Origin of the sequence: Microvirga lupini, from assembly GCF_014191055.1 — a bacterium.
Taxonomy (GTDB): Bacteria; Pseudomonadota; Alphaproteobacteria; order Rhizobiales; family Beijerinckiaceae; genus Microvirga; species Microvirga lupini_A.
This window is the reverse complement of record NZ_JACHWB010000002.1, coordinates 763,678-786,458: the sequence shown is the minus strand read 5'-3', so window position 1 is coordinate 786,458 and position 22,781 is coordinate 763,678. Positions and strand designations below refer to the sequence as shown.

The window sequence follows — 22,781 nt, the reverse complement described above, 5'->3', positions numbered from 1 at the left end:
CCGATGACAGCAGATGATGCACTCTCGACCAGTGAGCAGGAGACCCTGCTCTGTGTCGTCAAACACATGATCCCGCCGAGTCCGGCATATGACGTTCCGGGTGCGGCCGATCCGGACATCTTTGCTGATATTCTCAGGTCTGTAGGCCGGGATGCTCCAGCCTTGCGCCAGTCCCTTGCGGAGATCACGAGGCGGGCAGGGGGCCAACTAGCGATGCTGCCATCCGAGGAGCAAGCGAGGCTGCTGATGGAGTTTCGTACTGACAGGTCAGACCTGGCCGGCATCGTCGAAGCTGTGACGGTACGCTGCTACTATCGGGACGATCGCGTGATGCACTCCATCGGAATGGAGACGCGTCCGCCGTTCCCGATCGGGTTCGCCGTGCGACAAGGTGATTGGTCATTGCTCGATCCTGTCCGAGAAAGAGGCAAGATCTACCGAGATGCAGACTAGGACATGAACATGCACGCCACTGTCTCAGCAGCCCGAGGACAAAGCAAAAAACGGCAGGTGCGATGGGAGAGCTTCTTCGATCTGCTCACCCGGTGGTCGTTCCTAATGCCCACGATCCTGGTGTTGACCGTCACGCTTGCCTATCCGATCTTCTACACGATCGAGATCAGCTTTGCAGAGTTCGATATGTCGAGCTTCGGGGCGGGTGAGTGGGTAGGGTGGTCAAACTACCGGGAGGTGATCGGCGATTATCGCTTCTGGGAGTCGTTGAAGGTGACTCTCGTCTATCTCGCTATTGCACTGCCGCTTCAGATTACGCTCGGCTTCGCCATCGCCTTCTTGATCAACGCGGAGTGGTGGGGCCGGGGTATCACGCGAGCCTTGTTCATCATCCCCATGGTCGTCGCTCCCGTCGTTGCCGGAGGCATGTGGAGAATGATTCTCGACCCTCTTTGGGGACTCATGAATTATGCCTTGCAGAGCATAGGGATCGGCCCACTGGACTGGTTCGGTGATCCTGATCTCGCCATGGCGGCGATCATCATCATAGACACGTGGCGGTGGACACCGTTCATCGTTCTGATTGCGACGGCGGCACTGCTGGCTTTGCCCAAGGACATCTTCGATGCCGCAAAGATTGACGGTGCCGGGTGCTGGTCAACGCTCTGGTCAGTGGCATTGCCACTATTGGTCCCGATCATTACCGCCACTTTCGTCATCCGATGGTTGGGAGCCGTCAAGATGTTCGACATCGTCCTGGCGGCCACTTACGGGGGGCCGGGCAAGGCAACGAATGTCGTAAACCTTTTCATCTACGAGGAAGCCTTCAGGTCCCTGCGCTTTGCAGAATCCTCCGCGATGGCCGTCATTGTTCTCGTATTGACGATGGTTCTGACGGGGATCTTTCTCCGTGGAAGCCGAAAGCTGGAGGAACGGTTTTGACCTCGATTGCAAGTCCGATACTGAAGCGAAGGTCAGGCCGCTTAGGGCATAAAGTTCGCATTGCCGCTGGCGTCATCGTAAGCCTCATCTTCCTATTCCCGATCTATTGGATGGTCCTGACTTCGTTAAAGCAACCCGTCGACATCTTCACGACGCCGCCAACATTCTTCTTCGAGCCGACCATCGCCACGTATGTGGAATATTTCCGACGTGCGGACATCTCGCGGCGCCTGATCAACACGATCATCGTGGCTGCCGGCTCAGGAGTGTTATCAATCATCGTAGGGTCCATGGCTGGCTACGCGCTAGCCCGAGTCCGGATCCGTGGTGCGACCACCATGGGACTGTTGATCTTGTTGTCACGTGGTGTGCCGCCGATCGCATTGGCTGTGCCGATGTTCCTCGTCGCTCGCAAGCTCGGACTGACCGATAAACACATCACATTGATTCTGGCGTACTGCACATTTCTTATCCCTTACGTCATGTGGCTGATGCGCAGCTTCTTCATCTCGCTGCCACGCGAGCTTGAGGAGTCGGCCATGATCGACGGATGCTCCCGGTATGGCGCTTTCCTGAAGATCATCGTCCCAATCTCGCTGCCTGGCTTGCTGTCGACATTGATCTTCAGCATGATCCTCGCCTGGGAGGAATTGCTCTTCGCTCTGGTCCTGACCAACCGGTATGCATCGACTATACCGGTCGCCATTGCCGGGATCGCTGGGGATACGATCAATGGTGCAAACTGGGGCGCATTGACAGCCGTGGGAACGATCACTGTCGTGCCTGTCGTGATCTTCGCGCTCTTGGTTCAGAAGTGGCTCATCCGAGGCTTGGCGGATGGGGCTACAAAGGGCTAAGTAGCCAGTAATAGAGTTACTGACTGAAATTGGAAAAACTCATGGAACAATCAACCACCTATGTCACCAAGTCCGAGATGGCGCGACGCCACATCCAGAGCATGGTTCTGTCGGGGGTTGTGCAGCCTGGCGACCGCATCACGACACGCGATGTGTCCACCGCTCTTGGCATCAGCGAAACGCCGATCCGGGAGGCAATCCGAAGCCTTGAATCCGAAGGATGGTTGGAGGTCCAGAGCCATGTTGGCGCCATCGTCAGAGGCCTGCGCGTCGATCAGATCAGGGAAATCAGTGCCCTTCGCGGGTTGATCAGCGCTCTCGCGATCGAACTCGGTGCCCCGAACTTCGACGAAGCCCGCCTCAAGAGAATCGACGAGAACATCAGTTCCTCGGCCAAGGCTCTCAAGGCCGGCGATTTCCGGCTCTTTGCGGAAAAGAACTATGAGTTTCATGAACTCCTGATCGACAATCCGGAGTCGCCTTGGTGCCACAGGTTGATGGGCAGCATGCTTGGCCTCATGTCGAGCCAAAGGCACGGCATCCCGCCGCAACGGGAGAGACTGGAGCAGGCACAGATGGAGCATGGCCAGATACGGGATCTGCTCCGGGCCGGCGACTTCAAGGGGGCTGCAGATATGGCAAAGCAGCACGAGAAGAACACGGCCGAGTTTCTTATCAGGGTCATTGGTGAGATGTCGGGTGCAGGCCGAGGCGCGAGCTGACCGACGCCCCGAGGATTCATGACATCGTATTAAATATAATAAGCCGGAGGGACGTCAGATGAGCACCTTAGACATTCACAATGTTTATAAGGCATATGGAAGTGTTGAGGTTCTGCATGGCGTCTCGCTCAATATCAAGGACGGCGAGTTCGTCGCGCTGGTAGGTCCATCGGGCTGCGGGAAATCGACCTTGCTGCGAATGATCGCCGGGTTGGAGGACATCACCGCCGGCGACATCGTGATCGGCGACAGGATAGTGAACGACGTCGCCCCGAAGAATCGTAATGTCGCCATGGTTTTTCAAAACTATGCCCTCTATCCGCACATGAACGTGCGCGACAACATGGGATTTCCCCTGCGCCAGCGGCGAATGCCTAAGGCGGAAATCGAAAGGCGCGTGAATGACGCCGCTCGCATTCTTGGTCTTGAGCCCCTGCTGGAGCGCAAGCCGCGAGCTTTGTCGGGAGGCCAGCGGCAACGGGTCGCCATGGGCAGAGCGATTGTGCGAGAGCCCAACGTTTTCCTCTTCGATGAGCCGCTGTCGAACCTCGATGCAAAGTTGAGGGTTCAGATGCGCTCCGAAATCAAGGAGCTTCACCAGCGCCTAGGCATCACAACCGTTTACGTTACCCATGATCAGATCGAGGCAATGACTTTGGCAGACCGGGTTGTGGTGATGAATGGGGGGATCATCGAGCAAGAGGGGCCACCACTCGAATTGTACGACAAACCAGCCAGCCGTTTCGTCGCTGCCTTTATCGGTTCGCCACCGATGAACTTTCTTGAGGGTGAGATCGCCGACGGGGCTGTTCTGGTTCTTGCGGATGGGACGAGGCTCCAATTGCCTGCGGGCCGCCAGTATAGGCGGGCGCATGTTACGGTGGGCGTCCGGCCCGAGCACTTCGAGCTTCACGAAACGGGATGGCCAGCAACAGTATCTGTAATCGAGCCTACTGGGTCGGAGACGCAGATCACGGCCCGAATGGCAGGGCAAATCGTAAGAATCCTCGTGCGTGGCCGCACGCTGGTCATGCCTGGAGAGGTGATCCATCTCCAGGTTCGCAGCGAGTTGCTTCATATTTTTGAGGACGAGGTGGCGCGAGGATCAAGGGTATTGCATCTGCAGGAGAAGCAGTATGCCTAAGATTGATCGCTTCTACATCGATGGTCGGTGGGTTCCGGCAGATTCTTCAGCCGAGCACGAGATGATCGATCCGTCGACGGAGCAGGTTACGGGCACCGTCGCTCTCGGTCGTGCGCAGGACATCAATGCTGCCGTCATGGCTGCGAAGAGGGCTCTGCCGCTGTGGGCGGAGACCAATCCTGCCGAACGGATCGCTCTCATCGAGAGGGTGCAAACGATCTATGCCGCGCGAAGCGAGGATATGGCGAAGGCTATCTCGGAGGAGATGGGCGCCCCTATCGATCTTGCGCGGACACGCCAGGCACCTGCTGCGCTGCGCCACATGACGAACTTTCTTGAGGCAATGAAAACCTTTGAGTTCGTGCGGCCGCTGGGGCCGCACGCGCCGAATGACCGCATTCTTGTGGAGCCGATCGGGGTTGTCGGTCTCATCACGCCTTGGAACTGGCCGATGAGCCAAGTGGCGCTAAAAGTCATTCCCGCGCTGCTGACGGGCTGCGCGATGATTCTCAAGCCTTCAGAATATGCGGCGCTGTCCTCTACGCTTCTGGCGGAGATTATCCATGAAGCAGGGGCACCTGAAGGAGTGTTCAATCTCGTTCACGGCACCGGCGAAGAGGCGGGAACTGCCTTAGTCACCCATCCCGATGTCAGCATGATCAGCTTCACAGGCTCCACCGGAGCGGGTCGTGCCGTTCTTAGAGGAGCGGCCGAAACGTTCAAGCGAGTGGCCTTAGAGCTCGGTGGTAAAGGCGCCAACCTGATCTTCGCGGATTCCGACGATCAGGCCGTCGAGCGAGGCGTCCGGCAGTGCTTCTCGAACAGCGGACAGAGCTGCAATGCACCGACAAGGATGCTCGTTGAGAGGTCACTCTATGAAGATGCTGTCGAGACGGCGCGACGTGTTGCCGAATCCATCGAGGTCGGAGCTTCCAATCTGCCTGGTTCGCATCTCGGGCCTGTCGTTTCGGCTCGTCAGTATGATCGAGTTCAAAGCCTGATTGAGGCCGGAATAAGTGAGGGAGCACGGTTGGTGGCCGGTGGTCTAGGCCGGCCGGCCGGGCTCAACAGGGGATGTTTCGTCAAGCCTACCGTGTTTGCGGACGTCGGGCCCCAAATGACCATTGCTCAACAGGAGATCTTTGGTCCGGTCCTGTCGATTACTCCATTCGACTCGGAGGAGGAGGCCATTGCGATTGCCAATGACACACCTTATGGGCTCACCCATTACGTGCAGAGCCAGGATACCGAGCGTCGTAAGCGGGTAGCTCGCCGGCTGCAATCTGGAATGGTCGAGATGAACGGCCAATTCCGAGGTGCAGGGGCGCCCTTCGGCGGCGTGAAGCATTCCGGCCTTGCGCGAGAAGGAGGGATCTGGGGATTGGAGGAGTTCACAACCGTAAAATCCGTATCAGGTTGGGGCTGAACTTCAGGCTCTGGCACCAAGCGGAAGTAGGCCGATTGTCCGCGTTCGTAGGGTAAGCCGACCTTCATAAGCCGACGCCCAACGGCTCAGTTTGACCAAGCTGGACCTACAGTGCCCTCGTGACCGCCACCAATCCCCGATAAGGTTTTGTTCCGCCGGCATTGTCCTGCGCCACACCTAAGCTTTGAGTGTGCCTACATATGTCGAACGCCCGGCATGCAGTCAGTCGCCGAGCAGGCTGCGTCACATCCGACAATCGTTTGCGTAGGCCTATCAAGAGGCACGCGGTGGAGCGCCTGCAGACTGGACTGAGAGCCCTCCCGCTTCGATCCCAGCCGTCAAGCTTTTTCCAAGGTCCGAAGTGTCGAGCCAGGAGTGCAGAAAGCCGGCATTGAAGGCATCTCCCGCTCCTGTCGTGTCGACCACATTCACACGAATGGCTTCGGCAGGAACACAGGTCGACTCGCAGTGGATCATGGCACCCTGCTCGCCCCGCTTCAGCACCGCCAAGGAAAACCGCTCACGCAGGCTTCGCAGAATGGCCTCGTCCGTGTTTTCTCCTGTCAGAGCCTTTCCCTCTTCGACGTTCGGAAGCAGCAGGTCGATACCTGCGCAGATCTCGAAGCAGTCCGAGTTGCGGCGGATCAGTTCATCGTCCCAACTCGGGTCAAGAGAGATCATCAGGCCGAAGCGGCCAGCCAAAGCGATCACCTCCGGAGTGTCCTTCAGGGTGGCAAATTCTGCGATGTGCAGATGGGCGACATCAGGGGCAGAGAGCCACTTATGCGGTGAGCCGCTCGAATTGTTCAGCAGGCGAGAGGTTTGAGTTGTGGACGTACTTCGTCTGTCCTTTTCGCATCATATGAACCATCTCAATGCCGTCCAGGATCACGCCAGCGCTCGCCGTGGCCCTGAAGCCCAGCATCGAGCGAACCCGACGCTTGATCGCGCGGTGATCCTGCTCAATGCGATTATTGAGATATTGACTCTGCCGGATGCGGATAGGCTTGAGCTTTTGACGTGTCCCGTTCTGAAGCCGGTCTGTCGTATCACAGGACAGGATTGCCTCACGGTTCATCTGGCTGCCGTCGATCACGATCCTCTCGGGCCGGCCGTGGCGTTTCAATGCCTTGCGCAGAAAGCGCTTTGCGGCCGCGAGATTGCGTCGTTCGCTGAACCAGAATTCGATGGTGTCGCCGTCGCTGTCGATGGCGCGATAGATATACCGCCATTGCCCTCGGACCTTGATGTACGTTTCGTCGATGTGCCACCGGCCGATGACCGGGCGCTTACGCCGATTGAACTGCTCTAGCAGGAGCGGAGCATAGTGGATGGTTCAGCGGTGAACGGCCGTGTGATCCACGGAGATGCCGCGCTCCGCCATCGTCTCCTAGAGATTTCTTAAGCTCAGGTTATAGGCCAAGTACCAGCGGACGCACAGGAGGATCACCGAGCGGTCGAAATGACGGCCTTTGAACATCTTGCATCTCCGAAGTCTGACGGAGGCGTAGACCGAACTTAGTTACCGAAGCGTTTGCAACAGATCCCACCCATAGGCACCTCCATGAACAGAGGCGGAACCTATTCCCCGAAAATTCCACGACTCCACGCGGCATGTTCGCGTCACGTTCTGTCGCGAGTTGCCGGACTCAGGTAGTGCAGATTTGAGGGGATTAGAACCTGTAACCCTTGTGGAATAAGGGTTTGTGGCTGGTGCTGCCAGAGAGGATCGAACTCTCGACCTCTCCCTTACCAAGGGAGTGCTCTACCACTGAGCTACGGCAGCGCGCCAACGGGGAGGGCCGCTTACTGCCACAGGGCTGCCCTCCATGCAAGCTTGAAAATGATCTTTATTCGGCGGCCTGGACTTTCGGCTCCAGAGGAAGCTTGAGTGCGGTCCAGACCTCGACCAGGGCGGCGGCCAGGGCATCGATATGGGCGTTAGAGTGGAACGGCCCTGGGGTGATGCGCAGGCGCTCGGTGCCACGGGGCACGGTGGGATAGTTGATCGGCTGGATATAGATGCCGTGTTTCGCCAGCAGCCGGTCGCAGGCCGCCTTGCAGGCTTCCGCATCGCCGACCATCACCGGCACGATATGCGTGGGCGTGTCGAGGACCGGCAGACCGGCGCTGCTCAGCACCGCCTTGGTGCGGGCGGCTTGGCGCTGCTGCTGCTGGCGCTCGGTGGAGGAAGCCTTGAGATGCCGGATCGAAGCCATGGCGGCGGCGGCGACGGCCGGGGGGAGGGCGGTGCTGAAGATGAAACCTGGAGCGAAGCTGCGGATGGCGTCCATCACCGCCTTGGTGCCGGTGAGATAACCGCCCATGACTCCGAAGGCCTTGGCCATGGTGCCCTCAATCACGTCGATCCGGTGCATGGCGCCTTCACGCTCGGCGATGCCGCCGCCGCGGGGGCCGTACATGCCCACCGCATGGACCTCGTCGATATAGGTCATGGCGCCATAACGCTCGGCCAGATCGCAGATGGCATGGATCGGAGAGATGTCGCCGTCCATGGAGTAGACGCTCTCGAACACGATCAGCTTGGGCCGGTCGCCGGCTGCCTGGAGCAGCTCTTCGAGGTGTTCGAGGTCGTTGTGGCGGAAGATCGCCTTGTCGCAGCCGGACTGGCGTACACCCTCGATCATGGAATTGTGGTTGAGCGCATCCGACAGGATGAGGCAGTTCGGGATCAGCCTAGCCAGCGTCGAGATGCCGGCCTGGTTCGACACATAGCCCGAGGTGAAGACGAGCGCCGCCTCCTTGCCGTGCAGGTCGGCCAGCTCGGCTTCCAGCTCGACGATCGGGTGGCTGTTGCCCGAGATGTTGCGCGTGCCGCCGGCCCCTGTTCCGAGGCGCCAAGCCGTCTCGACCATGGCGCGGGTCACGTCCCGGTTCTGGCCCATGCCGAGATAATCGTTGGAGCACCAGACCGTAATGGGCCGTGGACCCTCTGGAGAGTGCCAGATCGCCTGAGGATATCGGCCGGCCAGACGCTCGATGTCGGCGAAGACGCGGTAGCGCCGCTCAGCCTGGAGGCGGTCGAGGGCTGATGTGAAGAAGTTCTGATAATCCATCATCTCACCGGGTGGGCAATGCTATGCCCGGGGATACTGATCCCATTATGCCAGATCGCATTGATCCGGGTCAAAGTTCTGAACTGTGATATTGCGGTTGAGGGCCGCGTGCGAAGCCTCTATTGGGTAAAGGCGACGATGGGTCGCGTGAACCATGACTGACGTGAAATCGCAAGAGAAAGCCGACCGCCTCAAGGCGGCTCTGAAGGAAAACCTCAAGCGGCGCAAGGCACAGGCACGTGGGCGGCAGGCCGTCAAGGTGACCGGAAACGAAACCGGCAGCTTGAGCGTTTCGGCAGAGCGCGACAAGCCGTCCGACTAGCTTAGACAGTCCAAGGCGCGCATAGCGCATGGCTGATTGAACATTTTCGCAAGGGGATACTGATGGATCGCATTCGCATCCGGGGCGGCGCGCCCCTCCACGGCCTGATTCCGATCTCAGGCGCCAAGAATGCGGCCTTGCCCCTCATGATCGCGAGCCTGCTCACGGAGGATACGCTCGAGCTCGGCAATGTGCCGCGGCTGGCCGATATCTCCTCCCTGCTGCGGATCATGAGCAATTTCGGTGTGGATCATTCCATCGCCGGCCGCCGCCCCGGCCAGTCCACGGAAACAGGGCAGACCATCCGCCTGACGGCCAGGAACGTCATCGACACCACGGCGCCTTACGAGCTGGTCTCGACCATGCGGGCGAGCTTCTGGGTCATCGCCCCCCTGGTGGCCCGGTTCGGCCATGCCAAGGTCTCCATGCCCGGCGGCTGCGCCATCGGCACCCGGCCGGTGGACCTGCTCATCATGGCGCTGGCCAAGCTGGGCGCTGCCATCGAGATCGAGGCGGGCTATGTGGTGGCGACGGCCCCAAAGGGTCTGCGCGGCGCCGAGATCGATTTCCCGAAGGTGACCGTCGGCGGCACGCACGTGGCTCTGATGGCCGCGACCCTTGCCCAAGGCACCACCGTGATCCGCAACGCCGCCCGCGAGCCTGAGGTGGTGGATCTGGCCGAATGCCTCATCAAGATGGGGGCCAAGATCCAGGGTGCCGGCAGCTCCGAGATCGTGGTCGAAGGCGTGACCAGCCTGCACGGCGCCTCCCATGACGTGATGCCGGACCGGATCGAGACCGGCACTTACGCCATGGCCGTGGCCATGACCGGGGGCGATCTCGTGCTCGACAACACCCGGGCCGACTACCTCCAAGCTGCTCTCGACGTGCTGGGCCAGGCCGGGGCTGAGGTGACCTCGACCCATGGGGGCATCCGTATCCGCCGCAACGGCAACGGCCTAATGCCGGTCGACGTGACCACCGATCCGTTCCCGGGCTTTCCCACGGACCTTCAGGCCCAGTTCATGGCCCTGATGACCCGGGCGAACGGCACTTCCCGTATCCGGGAGACGATCTTCGAGAACCGCTTCATGCACGTGCAGGAGCTGGCCCGCCTTGGCGCCCAGATCCGCCTCGACGGCGACAGTGCCTATGTGGACGGCGTCCCGGGCCTGAAAGGCGCTCCGGTGATGGCCACCGACCTGCGCGCTTCCGTGTCCCTGGTGATCGCCGGCCTCGTGGCGGATGGCGAGACCACTATCAACCGGGTCTATCACCTGGATCGCGGCTTCGAGGCGCTGGAAGCCAAGCTCGCCCGATGCGGCGCTCTGATCGAGCGTGTCAGAGGCTAAAGACCAGAAGGCCGGCACCATCGCCGGCCTTTTTCTTTTCAGGGACCGGAAGGCGGGCTTGGGCGAAAGGTTGCGCCGGGGCAGGGGGCTCTCTACCTAAAGATCAAAGTTCAACAACAGGTTGGTGGGCCATGGACCTCCTGAGACTCGTCGCGTTCGACCCTGAAGACCTTTCCGTCATCTCCGCTCACCTGCAGGATTCTCTTCTGCAGGTCGGGGATATCGCCTATCTGCCCAAGGAGCGGCGGTTCGCCATCCAGGTGCGCCGCTACGACTGGGAGGCAGCAACGCCCCAGCGGCGGTTGACCTGCATGCATTTCGAGAACGTCACGGGCGTGCGCGTCCGCGGCATCGACAGGAGCAACAAGGACGCGGTTCTTAACCTTCTCGCGATTGCGTTTGAGGAAGGGGATGCCCCTTCGGGCACTGCCACCTTGATCTTTGCCGAGGGCGGAGCCATCCAGGTGGACCTGGAGTGCATCGAAATGCAGATGAAAGATACCGGCCCGGTCTGGGCTGCTGAAAGCCGCCCCTCCCACGAGGACCAACTGCAAACGGCGGAGCGCCCGTAAATGGCGCAGAGGCTCGATGCGCGGGACGCTTCCTTCCCGCAGGCCTTCGCCGCTCTGCTCTCCGCCAAGCGTGAGGTCTCGGAGGATGTGGATCAGGCGGTGCGCGCCATCATCGAAGATGTGGTGGTGCGTGGCGATGAGGCGCTGATCGACTTCACCTATCGTTTCGATGGGCTGGCGCTTCAGCCCGAGACCCTGCGCGTCTCCGATGCTGAGGTCGATGCGGCCGAGGCCCAGTGCTCCAAGGAGGCCTTGGAGGCTCTGGCGCTTGCCAAGGAGCGCATCGAAACCTATCACCTGGAGCAGCGTCCGAAGGACTTCAAGACCACGGATCCTGTCGGGGTGACCATGGGTTGGCGGTGGACGGCACTCGAGTCCGTGGGCCTCTATGTTCCCGGCGGTCTTGCCAGTTATCCGTCCTCCGTCCTGATGAACGCCGTGCCGGCGAAGGTGGCGGGAGTTCCCCGCATCGCCATGGTAGTGCCGACCCCACGCGGCGAGACGAACCCGCTCGTGCTGGCGGCGGCGCGGCTTGCCGGCGTCGACGAGGTATTCCGCATCGGCGGCGCCCAGGCCGTGGCAGCTCTGGCCTATGGCACCGAGAGCGTAAAGCCCGTCGCCAAGATCGTCGGTCCTGGCAACGCCTATGTGGCCGCCGCCAAGCGCCGCGTCTTCGGTCAGGTCGGCATCGACATGATCGCGGGGCCGTCCGAAGTGCTCATCCTGGCCGATGCCGACGGCAATCCGGACTGGATCGCCGCCGATCTCCTGGCTCAGGCCGAGCACGATACGGCTGCGCAATCGATTCTCATCACGGACAGCCCGGCGCTGGCCGATGGGGTGGAAAAAGCTGTCGAGCGCCAACTCCAGACCTTGCCGAAAGCGAATATTGCAGGCGCGAGCTGGCGGGATTACGGAGCGATCATCCTGATCGACCGGCTGGAGAATGCTATTCCTCTCGTGGATCGGCTGGCACCCGAGCATCTCGAAATCGAGACGGAGAATGCGGAGGAACTCGCGGCCAAAGTCCGCAATGCGGGCTCGATCTTCCTTGGCAGCCATACGCCGGAGGCGATCGGCGATTATGTGGGCGGCCCCAACCACGTTCTGCCCACAGCCCGTTCGGCCCGGTTCTCTTCGGGTCTCGGCGTGCTTGACTTCATGAAGCGAACCTCGATCCTGAAATGTGATGCGGACGCTCTGCGGACGCTCGGCCCGGCGGCCATTGCGCTTGGGCGGTCGGAGGGTCTGGAGGGGCATGCGCGGTCGGTCGCGATCCGCCTGAATCTCTAGCGCATCGTGCGAAAAAGTGGTTCCGGTTTTTCGTATTCAGCGATGCGCTCTTTTATAAAGTGGAGCACCGGATCAGCCGCAAAAGTGTAAATCCACTTTTGGGGCCGATGCTCTAAGGCAGTGGAGGCGGGATGGCGAGCGAAGCGAAGGAGCGGACCCGGCTGGTCGCCGTCACCCTCGACGAGACCTCGATCGGCCGCGGCAATCCCGATCAGGAGCATGAGCGGGCCATTGCCATCTACGACATCCTCGAAGAGAACACGTTTGCGCTGCCGAACTATGACGGCGGGCCTTATGCTTTGCGCATCTCTCTCATCGACAAGAAGCTCTGCTTCGAGGTGACCACGCAGGACGGGGGACATCTCATCTCGCATCACCTGTCACTGACGCCGTTCCGCAAGGCCATCCGCGATTACGAGATGATTTGCGACAGCTATTATCAGGCGATCCGTTCCGCCTCGCCGGCGCAGATCGAGGCCATCGACATGGGGCGGCGCGGCCTGCACAACGAGGCGGCCGAACTGCTGATGAAGCGGCTCGAGGGCAAGCTCACCCTCGATTTCGGCACGGCGCGGCGCATCTTCACGCTCATCTTCGCACTTCACTGGAAGGGCTGACGCTTGGAGGAGCGCCTGGACGAGCCTCTGGACGAGCCCCGCGCGAAACGGATCCATTCGGTGCTGTTCGTCTGCGCGATGAATGCAGTGCGTTCGCCCATGGCGGAGGCCATTGCGCGCCATTATTTCGGTAAGTCGATCTATGTGCAGTCCGCCGGCGTGCGCAAAGGCGAACCGGACGGCTTCGTGGCCTCGATCCTGTCCGAGATCGGCATCGACGCCTCCAAGCACAAGCCGCGCACCCTCGACGAGTTGGAGGAATGGGAGGGGCTCAACTTCGATCTCATCATTTCCCTGTCGCCGGAGGCGCATCACGCGGCGCTCGAACTCACGCGTACCCTCGCGGCGGAGGTGGAATACTGGCCGACACCTGATCCGACGATCACGCAGGGATCGCGCGATCAGGTGCTCGATGCCTATCGCAACATCCGCGACGGCTTGATGTACCGCATCCGCCTGCGACTCAAGCAGACCTCACCCAAGAGCCCGAATGACGGCGAGGGTGCCTAGACCGGCCACCAGACCAACGATGTCGACTCGCGTCACCGCCATGGCGATGATGGCGGCGGCAAGCGCGATCATGGCAGGCCAGCCGTTGTCGATGACCACAGGCAGGATCGTCGCCAGGATGATGGAGCCGGGCAGGGCGCGCAGGCCCCGCTCGATGCGCGGCGTGATGCGTACGCGACTCATGACCACGACGCCCGCGATTCGGCACAGGAACGTCACCAGCGTCATGGCCGCGATGGCGAGAACCGAGCCCCAAGGGCTCGCGATGAAGCTGCCGAAACCGCTCATTCGATCAGCATCCCGACGACGACACCTGCCAGCGCACCGGCGATGATGAAGAGATAGCCCGGCACCAGCGCGTGAACGATGAGCGAGACGAGGCCTGCCACGAGCCAGGGCAGGGCAGGCCTGGCGCCTTTCCACAGGGGCACGAGCATGACGCCGAAGAAGATCGGCATCACGAGATCAAGGCCGAAGCGCTGAGGCTCCGGCACAAGCGCGCCTGCAAAGAAGCCTGCGAAAGTCGCCACCAGCCAGACCAGCCAGAGAATGAGTCCACAGCCCAAAAGGACGCCCACATCCCGGCCGCCTTGCGTGTGATATCGCGTGCCGATGAGCCAGCCGGCTTCGGTGATGAGAAAGAGGTTGAGCGCGGTGCGGGCGAGAGGCTCGTCCTTGAGCCAGGGCTGGAGGGTTGCTCCGAGCAGGATCATGCGCGCGTTCACCACCGCGGTGACGGTCATGATCGTGAGGATCGTTGCGGGCGTCCAGACCTGCTGCCAGATCTCAAGCCCCACCATCTGCGAGGCGCCGGCATAGACGAAAGCGGAGAGGCCCAGGGTCTCGCCGAGGGATAACCCCTTCTGGGCCGCTGCCGTGCCGAAGGCCAGGGCAAACATGATGAAGCCCGGAAAGGCCGGGAGGGCGGCGCGGGCGCCGTGGCGCAGGCCTTGAGCAGAAAAATGAGGGCGGAGAGCGGGGGGCATGAGCGTCATGCTCTGTGCCCTCCCGCATCCCCGCCGTCAATTGGAGATTGGCAATCTCGGATCGATGTTCTGGATTAGCTGACGGCGCCGTTCACGAAGGGCGCCACCTCGAGCCAGCCTTCGTAGATCATCTTGAGCGCCACGTAGAGGATGATCGCCAAGCCCAGATAGGCGATCCAGCGGTAGCGCTGGAGCAGGCGGGCGATGTATGAGGCCGCAATGCCCATAAGGGCGATCGAGAGAAGGAGGCCGAAGGCCAGGATGTAGGGATGCTCGCGCGCCGCACCCGCCACCGCGAGCACGTTGTCGAGAGACATGGAGACGTCGGCGATGATGATCTGCCAGGCAGCCTGGGCGAAGGTCTTGCGCGGCACGCCTCCGGCAATGGTGCCATCCTGGTTGAGGTCCCGCCCCTCCAGAGCCTCCTCGGCCGCATGCTGCTCTGCCTCATGGCCCGTGCGCAGCTCGCGCCACATCTTCCAACACACCCACAGAAGCAGGATGCCACCGGCGAGGAGAAGGCCCACGATTGCGAGAAGCTGGGTCGTGACCAGGGCGAAAACGATACGCAGGACCGTGGCGGCGAGAACGCCGAGGAGGATAGCCTTGTTGCGCTGCTCCTTGGGGAGACCGGCTGCGGCCAGGCCGATGACGATGGCGTTGTCGCCGGCGAGCGCCAGATCGATGCCAACCACCATCAGGAAGGCGACGACCTCGGGTCCGAAAAACTGCGAGAGATCAAACATGCAGTGCCTCATATGTCGGTTTGCGGGCAGCGCATGCGAAACGTTCAAAGAGACGCATTTGGCATCGTCCTGCCACAGATTTTTCGCGGAAGGAGCCGAAATGCAGGCAAAACCGTCTGTTTGAACGAACCCAGGCCGCCCTGGTTTTCATCCAGTCCGACATCGCCGCTCTTATAGGGAGCGACCAGAGGGGCCCGGCCTGGCTAGAGGGTCCATCTAGACAACCTGGCTTCAGGGATCAAGTCACCTCTCATGGAAGGCCGCTTCGATCCTAAGGATGATAGGCACTCTCCCTGTGTCCTCTAGTTCCCAAGACGTATTGTTAAGAAGACCGGCTTCAGGGAAACAGAAGCTTGATCCGGGTTGGTGCCTCAGGCCATATCGGGCTGAAAGAACATTGGACGCTCAAGGCGTCTGGCGGGAGGTTGTTCATGTCCACTCTTCACGAAGGCTCGGGGCCGGCGGAGCCCGGCGGGCCGGTCCGCGCTCCCCAGAACGTGGCAGGGGGGGTGGTTTTGATGGCACTGGCGGCCTTGGCGCTTTGGCTCACCCGGGATCTCGACCAGGGCACCCTCAACTCCATGGGGCCGGCGATGCTGCCCCGGTGGCTGGCCATCGCGGTCGGTCTGTCGGGCTTGGCCCTGCTGGCCTTCGCCTTCATCAAGCATGGTGAGGCTTTGGAACGCTGGAATCTGCGCGGGCCGGTCTTCGTGATCGGCGGCATTCTGGCTTTTGCGCTGACCATTCGCCCCTTTTCGATGGGAGGCTTGACAACCCCCGGCCTGGGGATGCTCTTCGCCGGTCCGCTCGCCATCATCATCGGCGGCTATGCCACGCCCGAGGCGCGTTTGCGCGATCTGGTCATCCTCAGCTTGAGCCTGACGCCGTTCTGCATGATCCTGTTCGGCGACCTGCTCAACCTGCCGATTCCGGTCTTTCCGCAGGCGCTCACAGGCCTGTTTCCATCCAATTGGTCGCAGAAGGAAGTGCTGCGGGCGACAGCAGCCATTATGGCTGTAGCAGCCGTGATCGTCTTTCTCGCAACCCGTGGCCGCCGCGGTCCGGTTGACGTGACCGATCACAGCGGGAGGATCTGATGGGTGACTTCTTCTCCAATCTGAGCCTCGGCTTCGGGGTCGCCCTGACCCTGCAGAACCTTGGCTTGGCTTTCCTGGGCTGTTTGGTGGGTACGCTCATTGGCGTGCTGCCGGGCGTCGGACCGATTGCCACTATCGCCATGTTGCTGCCGATCACCTTCGGGCTCGACCCCACCGGTGCGCTCATCATGCTCGCCGGCATCTATTACGGCGCTCAATACGGCGGCTCGACCACCGCGATCCTCGTCAACATTCCCGGCGAGGCGACCTCCGTAGTGACGGCGCTCGACGGTCACCAGATGGCCCGCCAGGGCCGCGCTGGCGTGGCCCTCGGCATCGCGGCCATCGGCTCCTTCTTTGCTGGCACCGTGGCAACCCTGGTCATCGCTGCGCTGGGGGCTCCGCTCACCAAGCTGGCGCTGATCTTCGGGCCGACCGAGTACTTCTCCCTGATGGTCATGGGCCTCGTCTTCGCGGTCGTGCTGGCGCGCGGCTCGATCCTCAAGGCCATCGCCATGATCCTGGTGGGCGTGCTGCTCTCCACCGTCGGCACGGACCTCGAGACGGGTGAGGAGCGCATGACCTTCGGCCTGCCGTTCCTGGCCGACGGCATCGACTTCGCGGTGCTGGCCATGGGCATCTTCGGCATCGCCGAAATCATGCGCAATCTCGACCATACCGAGACCCGCGACGTGGTGCGCCAGGCCATCGGGCGCCTGCTGCCGAACAGGGACGACTTCAAGCAATCCTACAAGCCGGTCCTGCGCGGCACCTTCATCGGGGCGATCCTCGGCATCCTGCCCGGCAACGGCGCGGTGCTGGGGCCGTTCGCCTCCTATACGCTCGAGAAGAAGATCGCCAAGGATCCGCGCCGGTTCGGCCGGGGAGCCATCGAGGGCGTTGCCGGCCCTGAGAGCGCCAACAATGCCGGCGCGCAGACATCCTTCATTCCGCTGCTGACACTCGGAATTCCGCCGAATGCCGTGATGGCCCTCATGGTCGGCGCCATGACCATCCATGGCATCATCCCCGGCCCGCAGGTCATGACCAAGAACCCGACCCTGTTCTGGGGCATGATCGCCTCCATGTGGGTGGGCAACCTGATGCTGCTTGTCATCAACCTGCCGCTGGTGGGCATGTGGGTGCGGCTTCTCAAGGTGCCGTACCGGCTGCTGTTCCCGGCGATCCTGATGTTCTGCTGCATCGGCATCTACTCGATCAACTCGCTGCCCACCGACGTGATGTTCATCGCCTTCTTCGGGCTCGTCGGCTACATGCTGATCAAGTTCGGCTTCGAGCCCGCTCCGATGCTGCTCGGATTCGTGCTCGGCCGGCTGATGGAGGAAAACCTCAGGCGCGCGCTGATCATCTCGCGCGGCTCGCTGGAGACCTTCATCGAGCGTCCGGTGAGCGCCGGCTTGCTTGCGGTGGCCGCTATCCTCCTTGTGATCGCCCTCCTGCCCTCCATCCGGAAGGGAAGGGACGAGGTCTTCACCGAGTAGCTTGCCTTCAATCCCGTCTTGCCCACATGGTAGGTCATAACTTTTCCAAGGGAGGAAAATTGATGAAGAAGGTTGTACTGGCTCTGGCCGCAGTCGCCGGCTTGGCCGCAACGGGCGCCAAGGCCCAAGGCTATCCCACCCGTCCGATCACCATGATCGTTCCGTTCGCGGCCGGTGGCCCGACGGACGTGGTGGCCCGCATCGTGACCGACAACATGAGCCGCACGCTCGGCCAGCAGATCGTGATCGAGAACGTGGCTGGCGCCGGCGGCACCACCGGCATCACCCGTGCCGCCCAGTCCCAGCCCGACGGCTACACCATCATGATGGGCCATATGGGCACGCACGGCGCCGCGCCGGCCCTTTACCCGAACCTGAAATACGATCCGACCAAGGACTTCGCCCCCATTGGTCTCGCTGCCGGCACACCGATCGTGATCGTGGCCAAGAAGGACTTCCCGGCCAACGACCTGAAGGGCTTCCTCGATTATCTGTCGAAGAACGCCGACAAGGTGAACATGGCTCATGCGGGCGTGGGCTCCGTCTCCCACTCCACGGGCATCTTCTTCAATTCCGTGGTCAAGGCGAAGCCCACCATGGTGGCCTATCGCGGCACGGGCCCGGCTCTCAACGACCTGATGGCCAATACGGTCGACTTCATGACCGACCAGATCGTCAACGTGGCGCCGCAGATCCAGGGCGGCAACATCAAAGCCTTCGCCATCGCAACCCCCGAGCGCTCGCCCGTGCTGCCGAACGTTCCGACTACGAAGGAAGCAGGCCTCCAGGGCTACGAGGTCAGCGCCTGGAACGCCGTCTTCGCGCCCAAGGGCACCCCGGCGGATGTGGTCAAGAAGCTCAGCGACGCTCTCATGAAGTCCCTGGACGACGAGAACACCAAGAAGCGCCTGCTTGAACTGGGCGGCGTGATCCCGAGCAACGCGGAGCGGACCCCGGAAGCCCTGCAGAAGCTCGTCGAGAGCGAGGTTGCCCGCTGGACCCCGGTCCTCAAGGCTGCCGGCGCGACGGCGGAATAATTGTTTCCAAGCTTAAGCATGCAATGCGGCGGGCCTTGAGCCCGCCGCAGTCTTTTCCAGAGCATCCAGCCTCAATCAGGTCTTGAAATTGCTCGTCCGGGCGATTACACCCTGCCTCACGTGCAGCCGTAGCTCAGTTGGTTAGAGCACCAGATTGTGGATCTGGGGGTCCCCCGTTCGAGCCGGGGCGGCTGTACCACTTCAAGATCGAAGATTTAGACCTCGCAGGTTCGAGGCAGAGCTTTCCAAAAACTCGTGCATCATGAGCCTTCCAAGGACTTGGCGGGTCACTGTGCCTTGCTCTTACGCGGAGCTCGTCCTGCTCGCGGCTAGACCGGTTCCGGGGTTTCGAATACGACCCAAGTGGTATCGGCGCAGGCTCCTACGCTGACTTTGTCCAACAGGTTGATCTAAATGGCATTGGAATCTGAGGCCTCCGAGGCGCGTCGGTCGCGGGCTGGCGTTCTCTATGCGCTGGCAGCGTTCTTCATGTGGGGCTTGGCGGTGCCGCTGCACTTCAAGCTCCTGTCGTCTCTGCCTCCACTTCAGATCCTTGCTCACCGCATTGTATGGGCGAGTCTGTTTGCCCTTGGGTTGATCTTTGCCTTCCGTCAATGGGGAAAGCTCGTCGAGGCTGTCTTCTCCGGACGGCACCTGCTTCTGCTCGGCGTCTCAGCAGGTCTGATTGCAATCAATTGGCTGATCTACATCTGGGCCGTGAATTCCGGGCATCTGGTCCAGACAAGCCTCGGCTATTTCATCAATCCGCTCTTGAACGTGGTGCTGGGGGTGCTCTTCCTGCGGGAGCGGCTTCGTCCTGCCCAGGTGGCAGCCTGCCTCCTTGCCGCAACGGGTGTTCTTGTCCTTGCCGTCTCCTCCGGCGAGATGCCGTGGGTTGCGCTGGCTCTCGCATGCAGCTTCGGCTTCTATGGTCTCGTGCGAAAGCTTGTCCTGGTGCCCCCGCTCGTCGGCTTCTGCATCGAATCTCTTCTGCTCACCCCTCTGGCGCTGGGCTATCTGGCAGTGACTTTCGCCGATGGAAGCGCTGCAGCCTTCCGAGGAAATCTCGGTCTCGACCTGCTTCTCGTGCTCACAGGATTCAGCACGGCGGCGCCGCTGATCTGGTTTGCCGCCGCGGCACATCGGCTGAAGCTTTCCACGATCGGCCTCCTGCAGTACTTGGCGCCGTCTGGACAATTGGCACTCGGCGTCCTCGTCTATGGGGAAGCCTTCGGGTGGGTTGACGCCATTGCTTTCGGCCTGATCTGGACAGCCTTGGCAATCTATACCGCAAGTGCGTTGAGATCTGCGCCAGGCCAGTGACGGCCGCGGAAGGCTGCTCCCCTGATACCACGCTGTCCAATCACGCCGAAGTAGGATGTGGCACAGGGCGTAAAGAAAAGCGGCCCCGGTTGCCCAGAGCCGCTTTGTGACTGATGGAATGGGCGCCTTTTAGATGACGAGGAAGTCGGCTGCGGTAAGCTTGGCGTGGTTCTCGATCACGGCGAACTTGACCGCCGCGCCTGAGCCCGAGCCGTCCGCATCGTAGGACAGGGCGCCGGTGTTGCTGTCGTAGATGATGCGGTCGTTGGAATCCGAGGCCTTGGTGCCGACCACGAAGCTGCCGGCCGACAGCTTGCCATAGCTGAGCTTGGTGAACGCCGTGTCGTTGAGGCGGATTGTGTCGTCAGCCACGTTGAAGTCGACGATCACGTCCACGTTCTTGCTGCTCGGCGTGGTGTCGAAGGTGAAGGTATCCTTGCCCGCGCCACCGATCAGCACGTCGCTGCCGTTCTTCGCCCAGATCTTGTCGTCGCCACCCTTGCCGTCGATCAGATCGTTGCCGGACGTGCCTGTCAGGCTGTTCGAGCTGCTCGTGCCCGAAATCGTCTTTGTCGTGATCGGCCGCGACGCGGTCGGCGTCGTTGGGGTGCTCGTCTCCGCCACATCGGCGACGGCAAGAGTCACGGTACCGGTGTCGGTGTCGCCATCCACGTCCTTCGCGGTGTAGCTGAAGCTGTCCGTGCCGAAAAAATTGGCCTTCGGGGTGTAGACGAAGGATCCATCGGCGCTGATTTTCACGCTGCCGCCCTGGACGGTCGCGAATCTGCCGGCAACTGCCACCTTGCCGCCATCGGCGGCAGTGTCGTTGACCAGAACGCCCTGTGCCGCGCTGACCGTCAGAACCTTGTTCTCGACTGCCGCGTAGCGATCGTCGGCTGCCGTAACGGCATTGCCGGTCGATTCCGGGATCGGGGTAGGAGACGGGGCCGGCTGCGTCGGCGCCGGGGTCGTCACCGTACCGTTGTGATTGAAGCTCAGAGCGTAGAAGGAGGTCTGGCCGTAGCCCGTGCCGTTGGTCTCATTTGCGCCGAGATAGGCGCCGGCCTTGAAGTAGAAGGTATCCGATTGCCACTGGCTGTTGATCGTGCTGACCGACTTGTAGATCTGTCCATCGGCAAAGATCGTCACTTCAAGCGTGCTGCCCTTGGCATTGATCGTATAGGAGAAACGCTCGTCCAACGACACGTCCGGTTGCTGACCGGACGCATTCACGAAGTAGAACTTCGTCTCTGCGTTGCTGGAACCGGCGTGATCGTTAGCAAAGTAGAGCTTGCCGTTCTCCCAATAGAGGCGAACCAGCTCGTCGTCCTGACCATGGATCTGACCGACGATGATGCGGCCGCCCATGCCGTCGCGGATCGGAGCGGCGTCAACCTCAAGAGTCGCGCTCATGAAGCCGCCGGTGCTGAGATTCCAAGCCGCATTGGCGGTGCCGTTCATCTCGCGCAGCTCAGAGCGGGCATAGGAGGAACCGCTGGTGGTGGCACCATCGACTGGAGCCACAAATGTCATGGCGCCATCGGCAGCGGTGTAGAAGTACTTCGAGTGCTGATAGGTGGAGAGGCTCTTCACCTCCATGGCCGAGCCGCTGAAGCCGCCGCTTGAGTCCACAGGAAGCGTGATCTTCCAATTGGACAAGTCAAAGTTGCCGCCGGGGGCGACCGAAGGATTCAAAGTCATATTTATCTGCCCCAAAATTATGCGAGCCTCTTTTGAAGGCTTCTAAATAATAATTATGCAGTTCTATGTGGAACTTGCTGAGATTTCGCAGAAGAGAAAACGCCAGACAACTTTAGATACGAAAGGGAGCTTATGCTCTTGCTCAAAATACTCCGGATTTCAGAATCAATATTCTGTTGTCCGCTGCGAGTGTTCTGATGGCTGAATAAGGCAACATCGTGGCAAGGAATTTATTTTTGTTCTTTCCTGCCGAGGCGTAACAGTATGGGAATACTAAAAGACAGAAGCATATTTAAAGAATGCAGGTTCTCCAGCTGAAGAGGGCACTTCATGGATCGAACCATAGTTCCACAACCGGCGGATTCTCGCTCCTGACAAGTGGCCAAAGAAAGAGCGCCTTCTTGATGGCGCTCTAGGAGGGTCGCGCGAGCGACCAGGAGGGAGGACCGTGCCAGTCAGGCACCTCCGAAGGCTGCGCCTGAAAGGTAAATGGAAGGTTACGTAAGGGAATTATGGGCGCCCAATCCTTCGAATCGTCTGCCGGTCAGGACACACTTTCGTGCTCCGCGTCGATTGAGCACGGCTGACCTCCGCTGCTTCAGTGGAGAACAAGCAGCCAGCTCACCAGAACCAGAGGGGCGACTATGCCAAGGACGAATGAAACAGCACCGTGAGCCATAATGGCCTCCTGCCGATTTACCTAATGTAAGCCTGGGCTCATCAGGTGGCAGTGCGCTGCAGCACGTCGAGCAATTGCCCTATCGGCGCTCAGTTCTTCTTATCGACAGGTTGGGTCGTTGACTGCGGAGGGGCGCTTGCTTGCGACAGGGCGTCCGCTGCATCGCTTTGCGCTTTGCGCTTTCGTCCGAGCCATTTGTAGAGCATCCACCCCAGCCCCGAACTGACGGCGGCAATCACGACCAAACCGGAACTCGGGTAATCCCGGAAATTGACGCGGCTGGCGGTATCGAGATCTTCCAGTTCCTCGTCAGTCTGCTTGTCGGTCTCAGGCATGGATGCGTCTCGTCAGGAATGCTCCACATATAGGCCGCGCAGGCTGACTGTCCATCAATGGGCCTCGCCGACGCCGATTGGAACAGCT

General features: G+C 61.0%; 23 protein-coding genes, 2 tRNA genes and 1 pseudogene. 17 read left to right on the top strand and 9 right to left on the bottom strand.

The features are described 5' to 3' along the window. Positions 1 to 3 precede the first annotated feature (3 nt). The 6 genes from FHR70_RS10845 to FHR70_RS10820 are packed head-to-tail and all read left to right on the top strand — an operon-like array spanning position 4 to position 5,544. On the top strand, positions 4 to 453 hold the full coding sequence (locus tag FHR70_RS10845; RefSeq protein WP_246408006.1) for a hypothetical protein: 450 nt from the start codon (positions 4 to 6) through the stop codon (positions 451 to 453). Between the two features lie 3 nt (positions 454 to 456). After that, positions 457 to 1,395 (top strand): carbohydrate ABC transporter permease, encoded by a 939-nt coding sequence (locus FHR70_RS10840; protein ID WP_183449910.1) that lies wholly within the window; start codon positions 457 to 459, stop codon positions 1,393 to 1,395. Next, positions 1,392 to 2,252 (top strand): carbohydrate ABC transporter permease, encoded by an 861-nt coding sequence (locus tag FHR70_RS10835; RefSeq protein WP_183449908.1) that lies wholly within the window; start codon positions 1,392 to 1,394, stop codon positions 2,250 to 2,252. Before FHR70_RS10840 ends, FHR70_RS10835 begins: the two co-directional genes overlap by 4 nt. 41 nt (positions 2,253 to 2,293) lie before the next feature. Then, positions 2,294 to 2,974, top strand: a complete 681-nt coding sequence (locus FHR70_RS10830; RefSeq protein WP_183449906.1) for a GntR family transcriptional regulator — start codon at positions 2,294 to 2,296, stop codon at positions 2,972 to 2,974. A 58-nt stretch (positions 2,975 to 3,032) separates the two neighbouring features. After that, positions 3,033 to 4,118, top strand: coding sequence for an ABC transporter ATP-binding protein (locus FHR70_RS10825; RefSeq protein ID WP_183449904.1), 1,086 nt, complete (start codon positions 3,033 to 3,035; stop codon positions 4,116 to 4,118). Further along, positions 4,111 to 5,544, top strand: coding sequence for an aldehyde dehydrogenase family protein (locus FHR70_RS10820; protein ID WP_183450246.1), 1,434 nt, complete (start codon positions 4,111 to 4,113; stop codon positions 5,542 to 5,544). Before FHR70_RS10825 ends, FHR70_RS10820 begins: the two co-directional genes overlap by 8 nt. 273 nt (positions 5,545 to 5,817) lie before the next feature. Here FHR70_RS10820 and FHR70_RS10815 read toward each other — a convergent pair whose 3' ends face one another. The 4 genes and pseudogenes from FHR70_RS10815 to hemA form a co-directional block, all read right to left on the bottom strand. Beyond that, positions 5,818 to 6,354, bottom strand: a complete 537-nt coding sequence (locus FHR70_RS10815) for a carbohydrate kinase family protein (protein WP_425487861.1) — start codon at positions 6,352 to 6,354, stop codon at positions 5,818 to 5,820. Beyond that, positions 6,326 to 7,024 (bottom strand): annotated as a pseudogene (locus FHR70_RS10810) (IS6 family transposase). Before FHR70_RS10810 ends, FHR70_RS10815 begins: the two are co-directional and overlap by 29 nt. Positions 7,025 to 7,255: 231 nt before the next feature. After that, positions 7,256 to 7,330, bottom strand: a tRNA-Thr gene (locus FHR70_RS10805). Positions 7,331 to 7,394: 64 nt separating this feature from the next. Continuing rightward, entirely contained in the window at positions 7,395 to 8,621 is a 1,227-nt protein-coding gene (hemA, locus tag FHR70_RS10800) for a 5-aminolevulinate synthase (protein ID WP_183450242.1), read from the bottom strand. Between the two features lie 154 nt (positions 8,622 to 8,775). Between hemA and FHR70_RS10795 the strand changes: the two genes are divergently transcribed. The 6 genes from FHR70_RS10795 to FHR70_RS10770 all read left to right on the top strand — a co-directional run bounded on the left by FHR70_RS10795 (position 8,776) and on the right by FHR70_RS10770 (position 13,287). Next, positions 8,776 to 8,943, top strand: a complete 168-nt coding sequence (locus FHR70_RS10795) for a hypothetical protein (RefSeq protein ID WP_183449902.1) — start codon at positions 8,776 to 8,778, stop codon at positions 8,941 to 8,943. A gap of 62 nt (positions 8,944 to 9,005) precedes the next feature. Continuing rightward, positions 9,006 to 10,295 (top strand): UDP-N-acetylglucosamine 1-carboxyvinyltransferase, encoded by a 1,290-nt coding sequence (murA, locus tag FHR70_RS10790; RefSeq protein ID WP_183449900.1) that lies wholly within the window; start codon positions 9,006 to 9,008, stop codon positions 10,293 to 10,295. 131 nt (positions 10,296 to 10,426) lie between these two features. After that, positions 10,427 to 10,867 (top strand): DUF2948 family protein, encoded by a 441-nt coding sequence (locus tag FHR70_RS10785; RefSeq protein WP_183449898.1) that lies wholly within the window; start codon positions 10,427 to 10,429, stop codon positions 10,865 to 10,867. Continuing rightward, positions 10,868 to 12,160, top strand: coding sequence for a histidinol dehydrogenase (gene hisD / locus FHR70_RS10780; RefSeq protein ID WP_183449896.1), 1,293 nt, complete (start codon positions 10,868 to 10,870; stop codon positions 12,158 to 12,160). Between the two features lie 131 nt (positions 12,161 to 12,291). Beyond that, positions 12,292 to 12,777 carry a UPF0262 family protein gene (locus FHR70_RS10775; RefSeq protein ID WP_183449894.1) on the top strand — a complete coding sequence of 162 codons (486 nt, stop codon included), beginning with the start codon at positions 12,292 to 12,294 and terminating at the stop codon, positions 12,775 to 12,777. 78 nt (positions 12,778 to 12,855) lie between these two features. After that, entirely contained in the window at positions 12,856 to 13,287 is a 432-nt protein-coding gene (locus FHR70_RS10770) for an arsenate-mycothiol transferase ArsC (RefSeq protein ID WP_246408081.1), read from the top strand. Here FHR70_RS10770 and FHR70_RS10765 read toward each other — a convergent pair. The 3 genes from FHR70_RS10765 to FHR70_RS10755 form a co-directional block, all read right to left on the bottom strand. Further along, positions 13,252 to 13,575 carry an AzlD family protein gene (locus FHR70_RS10765; RefSeq protein WP_183449892.1) on the bottom strand — a complete coding sequence of 108 codons (324 nt, stop codon included), beginning with the start codon at positions 13,573 to 13,575 and terminating at the stop codon, positions 13,252 to 13,254. The two genes, FHR70_RS10770 and FHR70_RS10765, sit on opposite strands and share 36 nt — an antisense overlap. Then, positions 13,572 to 14,282 carry an AzlC family ABC transporter permease gene (locus tag FHR70_RS10760; RefSeq protein ID WP_246408004.1) on the bottom strand — a complete coding sequence of 237 codons (711 nt, stop codon included), beginning with the start codon at positions 14,280 to 14,282 and terminating at the stop codon, positions 13,572 to 13,574. The genes FHR70_RS10765 and FHR70_RS10760 overlap by 4 nt, the downstream gene beginning before the upstream one ends. 65 nt (positions 14,283 to 14,347) lie before the next feature. Further along, complete coding sequence (locus FHR70_RS10755) at positions 14,348 to 15,019, bottom strand: TerC family protein (RefSeq protein ID WP_183449890.1); 672 nt, start codon at positions 15,017 to 15,019, stop codon at positions 14,348 to 14,350. Positions 15,020 to 15,450: 431 nt separating this feature from the next. Here FHR70_RS10755 and FHR70_RS10750 point away from each other — a divergent pair, with 431 nt between their 5' ends. The 5 genes from FHR70_RS10750 to rarD all read left to right on the top strand — a co-directional run bounded on the left by FHR70_RS10750 (position 15,451) and on the right by rarD (position 19,978). Then, the gene (locus FHR70_RS10750; protein ID WP_183449888.1) at positions 15,451 to 16,116 is read left to right on the top strand and encodes a tripartite tricarboxylate transporter TctB family protein; all 666 of its coding nucleotides are present in this window, start codon (positions 15,451 to 15,453) and stop codon (positions 16,114 to 16,116) included. Beyond that, positions 16,116 to 17,618 (top strand): tripartite tricarboxylate transporter permease, encoded by a 1,503-nt coding sequence (locus FHR70_RS10745; protein ID WP_183449886.1) that lies wholly within the window; start codon positions 16,116 to 16,118, stop codon positions 17,616 to 17,618. Before FHR70_RS10750 ends, FHR70_RS10745 begins: the two co-directional genes overlap by 1 nt. 62 nt (positions 17,619 to 17,680) lie before the next feature. Next, complete coding sequence (locus FHR70_RS10740) at positions 17,681 to 18,655, top strand: tripartite tricarboxylate transporter substrate-binding protein (protein WP_183449883.1); 975 nt, start codon at positions 17,681 to 17,683, stop codon at positions 18,653 to 18,655. Between the two features lie 122 nt (positions 18,656 to 18,777). Further along, positions 18,778 to 18,854, top strand: a tRNA-His gene (locus FHR70_RS10735). Positions 18,855 to 19,069: 215 nt separating this feature from the next. After that, positions 19,070 to 19,978 carry an EamA family transporter RarD gene (gene rarD, locus FHR70_RS10730; RefSeq protein ID WP_183449881.1) on the top strand — a complete coding sequence of 303 codons (909 nt, stop codon included), beginning with the start codon at positions 19,070 to 19,072 and terminating at the stop codon, positions 19,976 to 19,978. Between the two features lie 129 nt (positions 19,979 to 20,107). Here rarD and FHR70_RS10725 read toward each other — a convergent pair whose 3' ends face one another. Beyond that, positions 20,108 to 21,679, bottom strand: coding sequence for a polysaccharide lyase family 7 protein (locus FHR70_RS10725; RefSeq protein ID WP_183449879.1), 1,572 nt, complete (start codon positions 21,677 to 21,679; stop codon positions 20,108 to 20,110). Positions 21,680 to 22,447: 768 nt separating this feature from the next. Beyond that, positions 22,448 to 22,693, bottom strand: a complete 246-nt coding sequence (locus tag FHR70_RS10720; RefSeq protein ID WP_183449877.1) for a hypothetical protein — start codon at positions 22,691 to 22,693, stop codon at positions 22,448 to 22,450. Between the last annotated feature and the right edge of the window lie 88 nt (positions 22,694 to 22,781).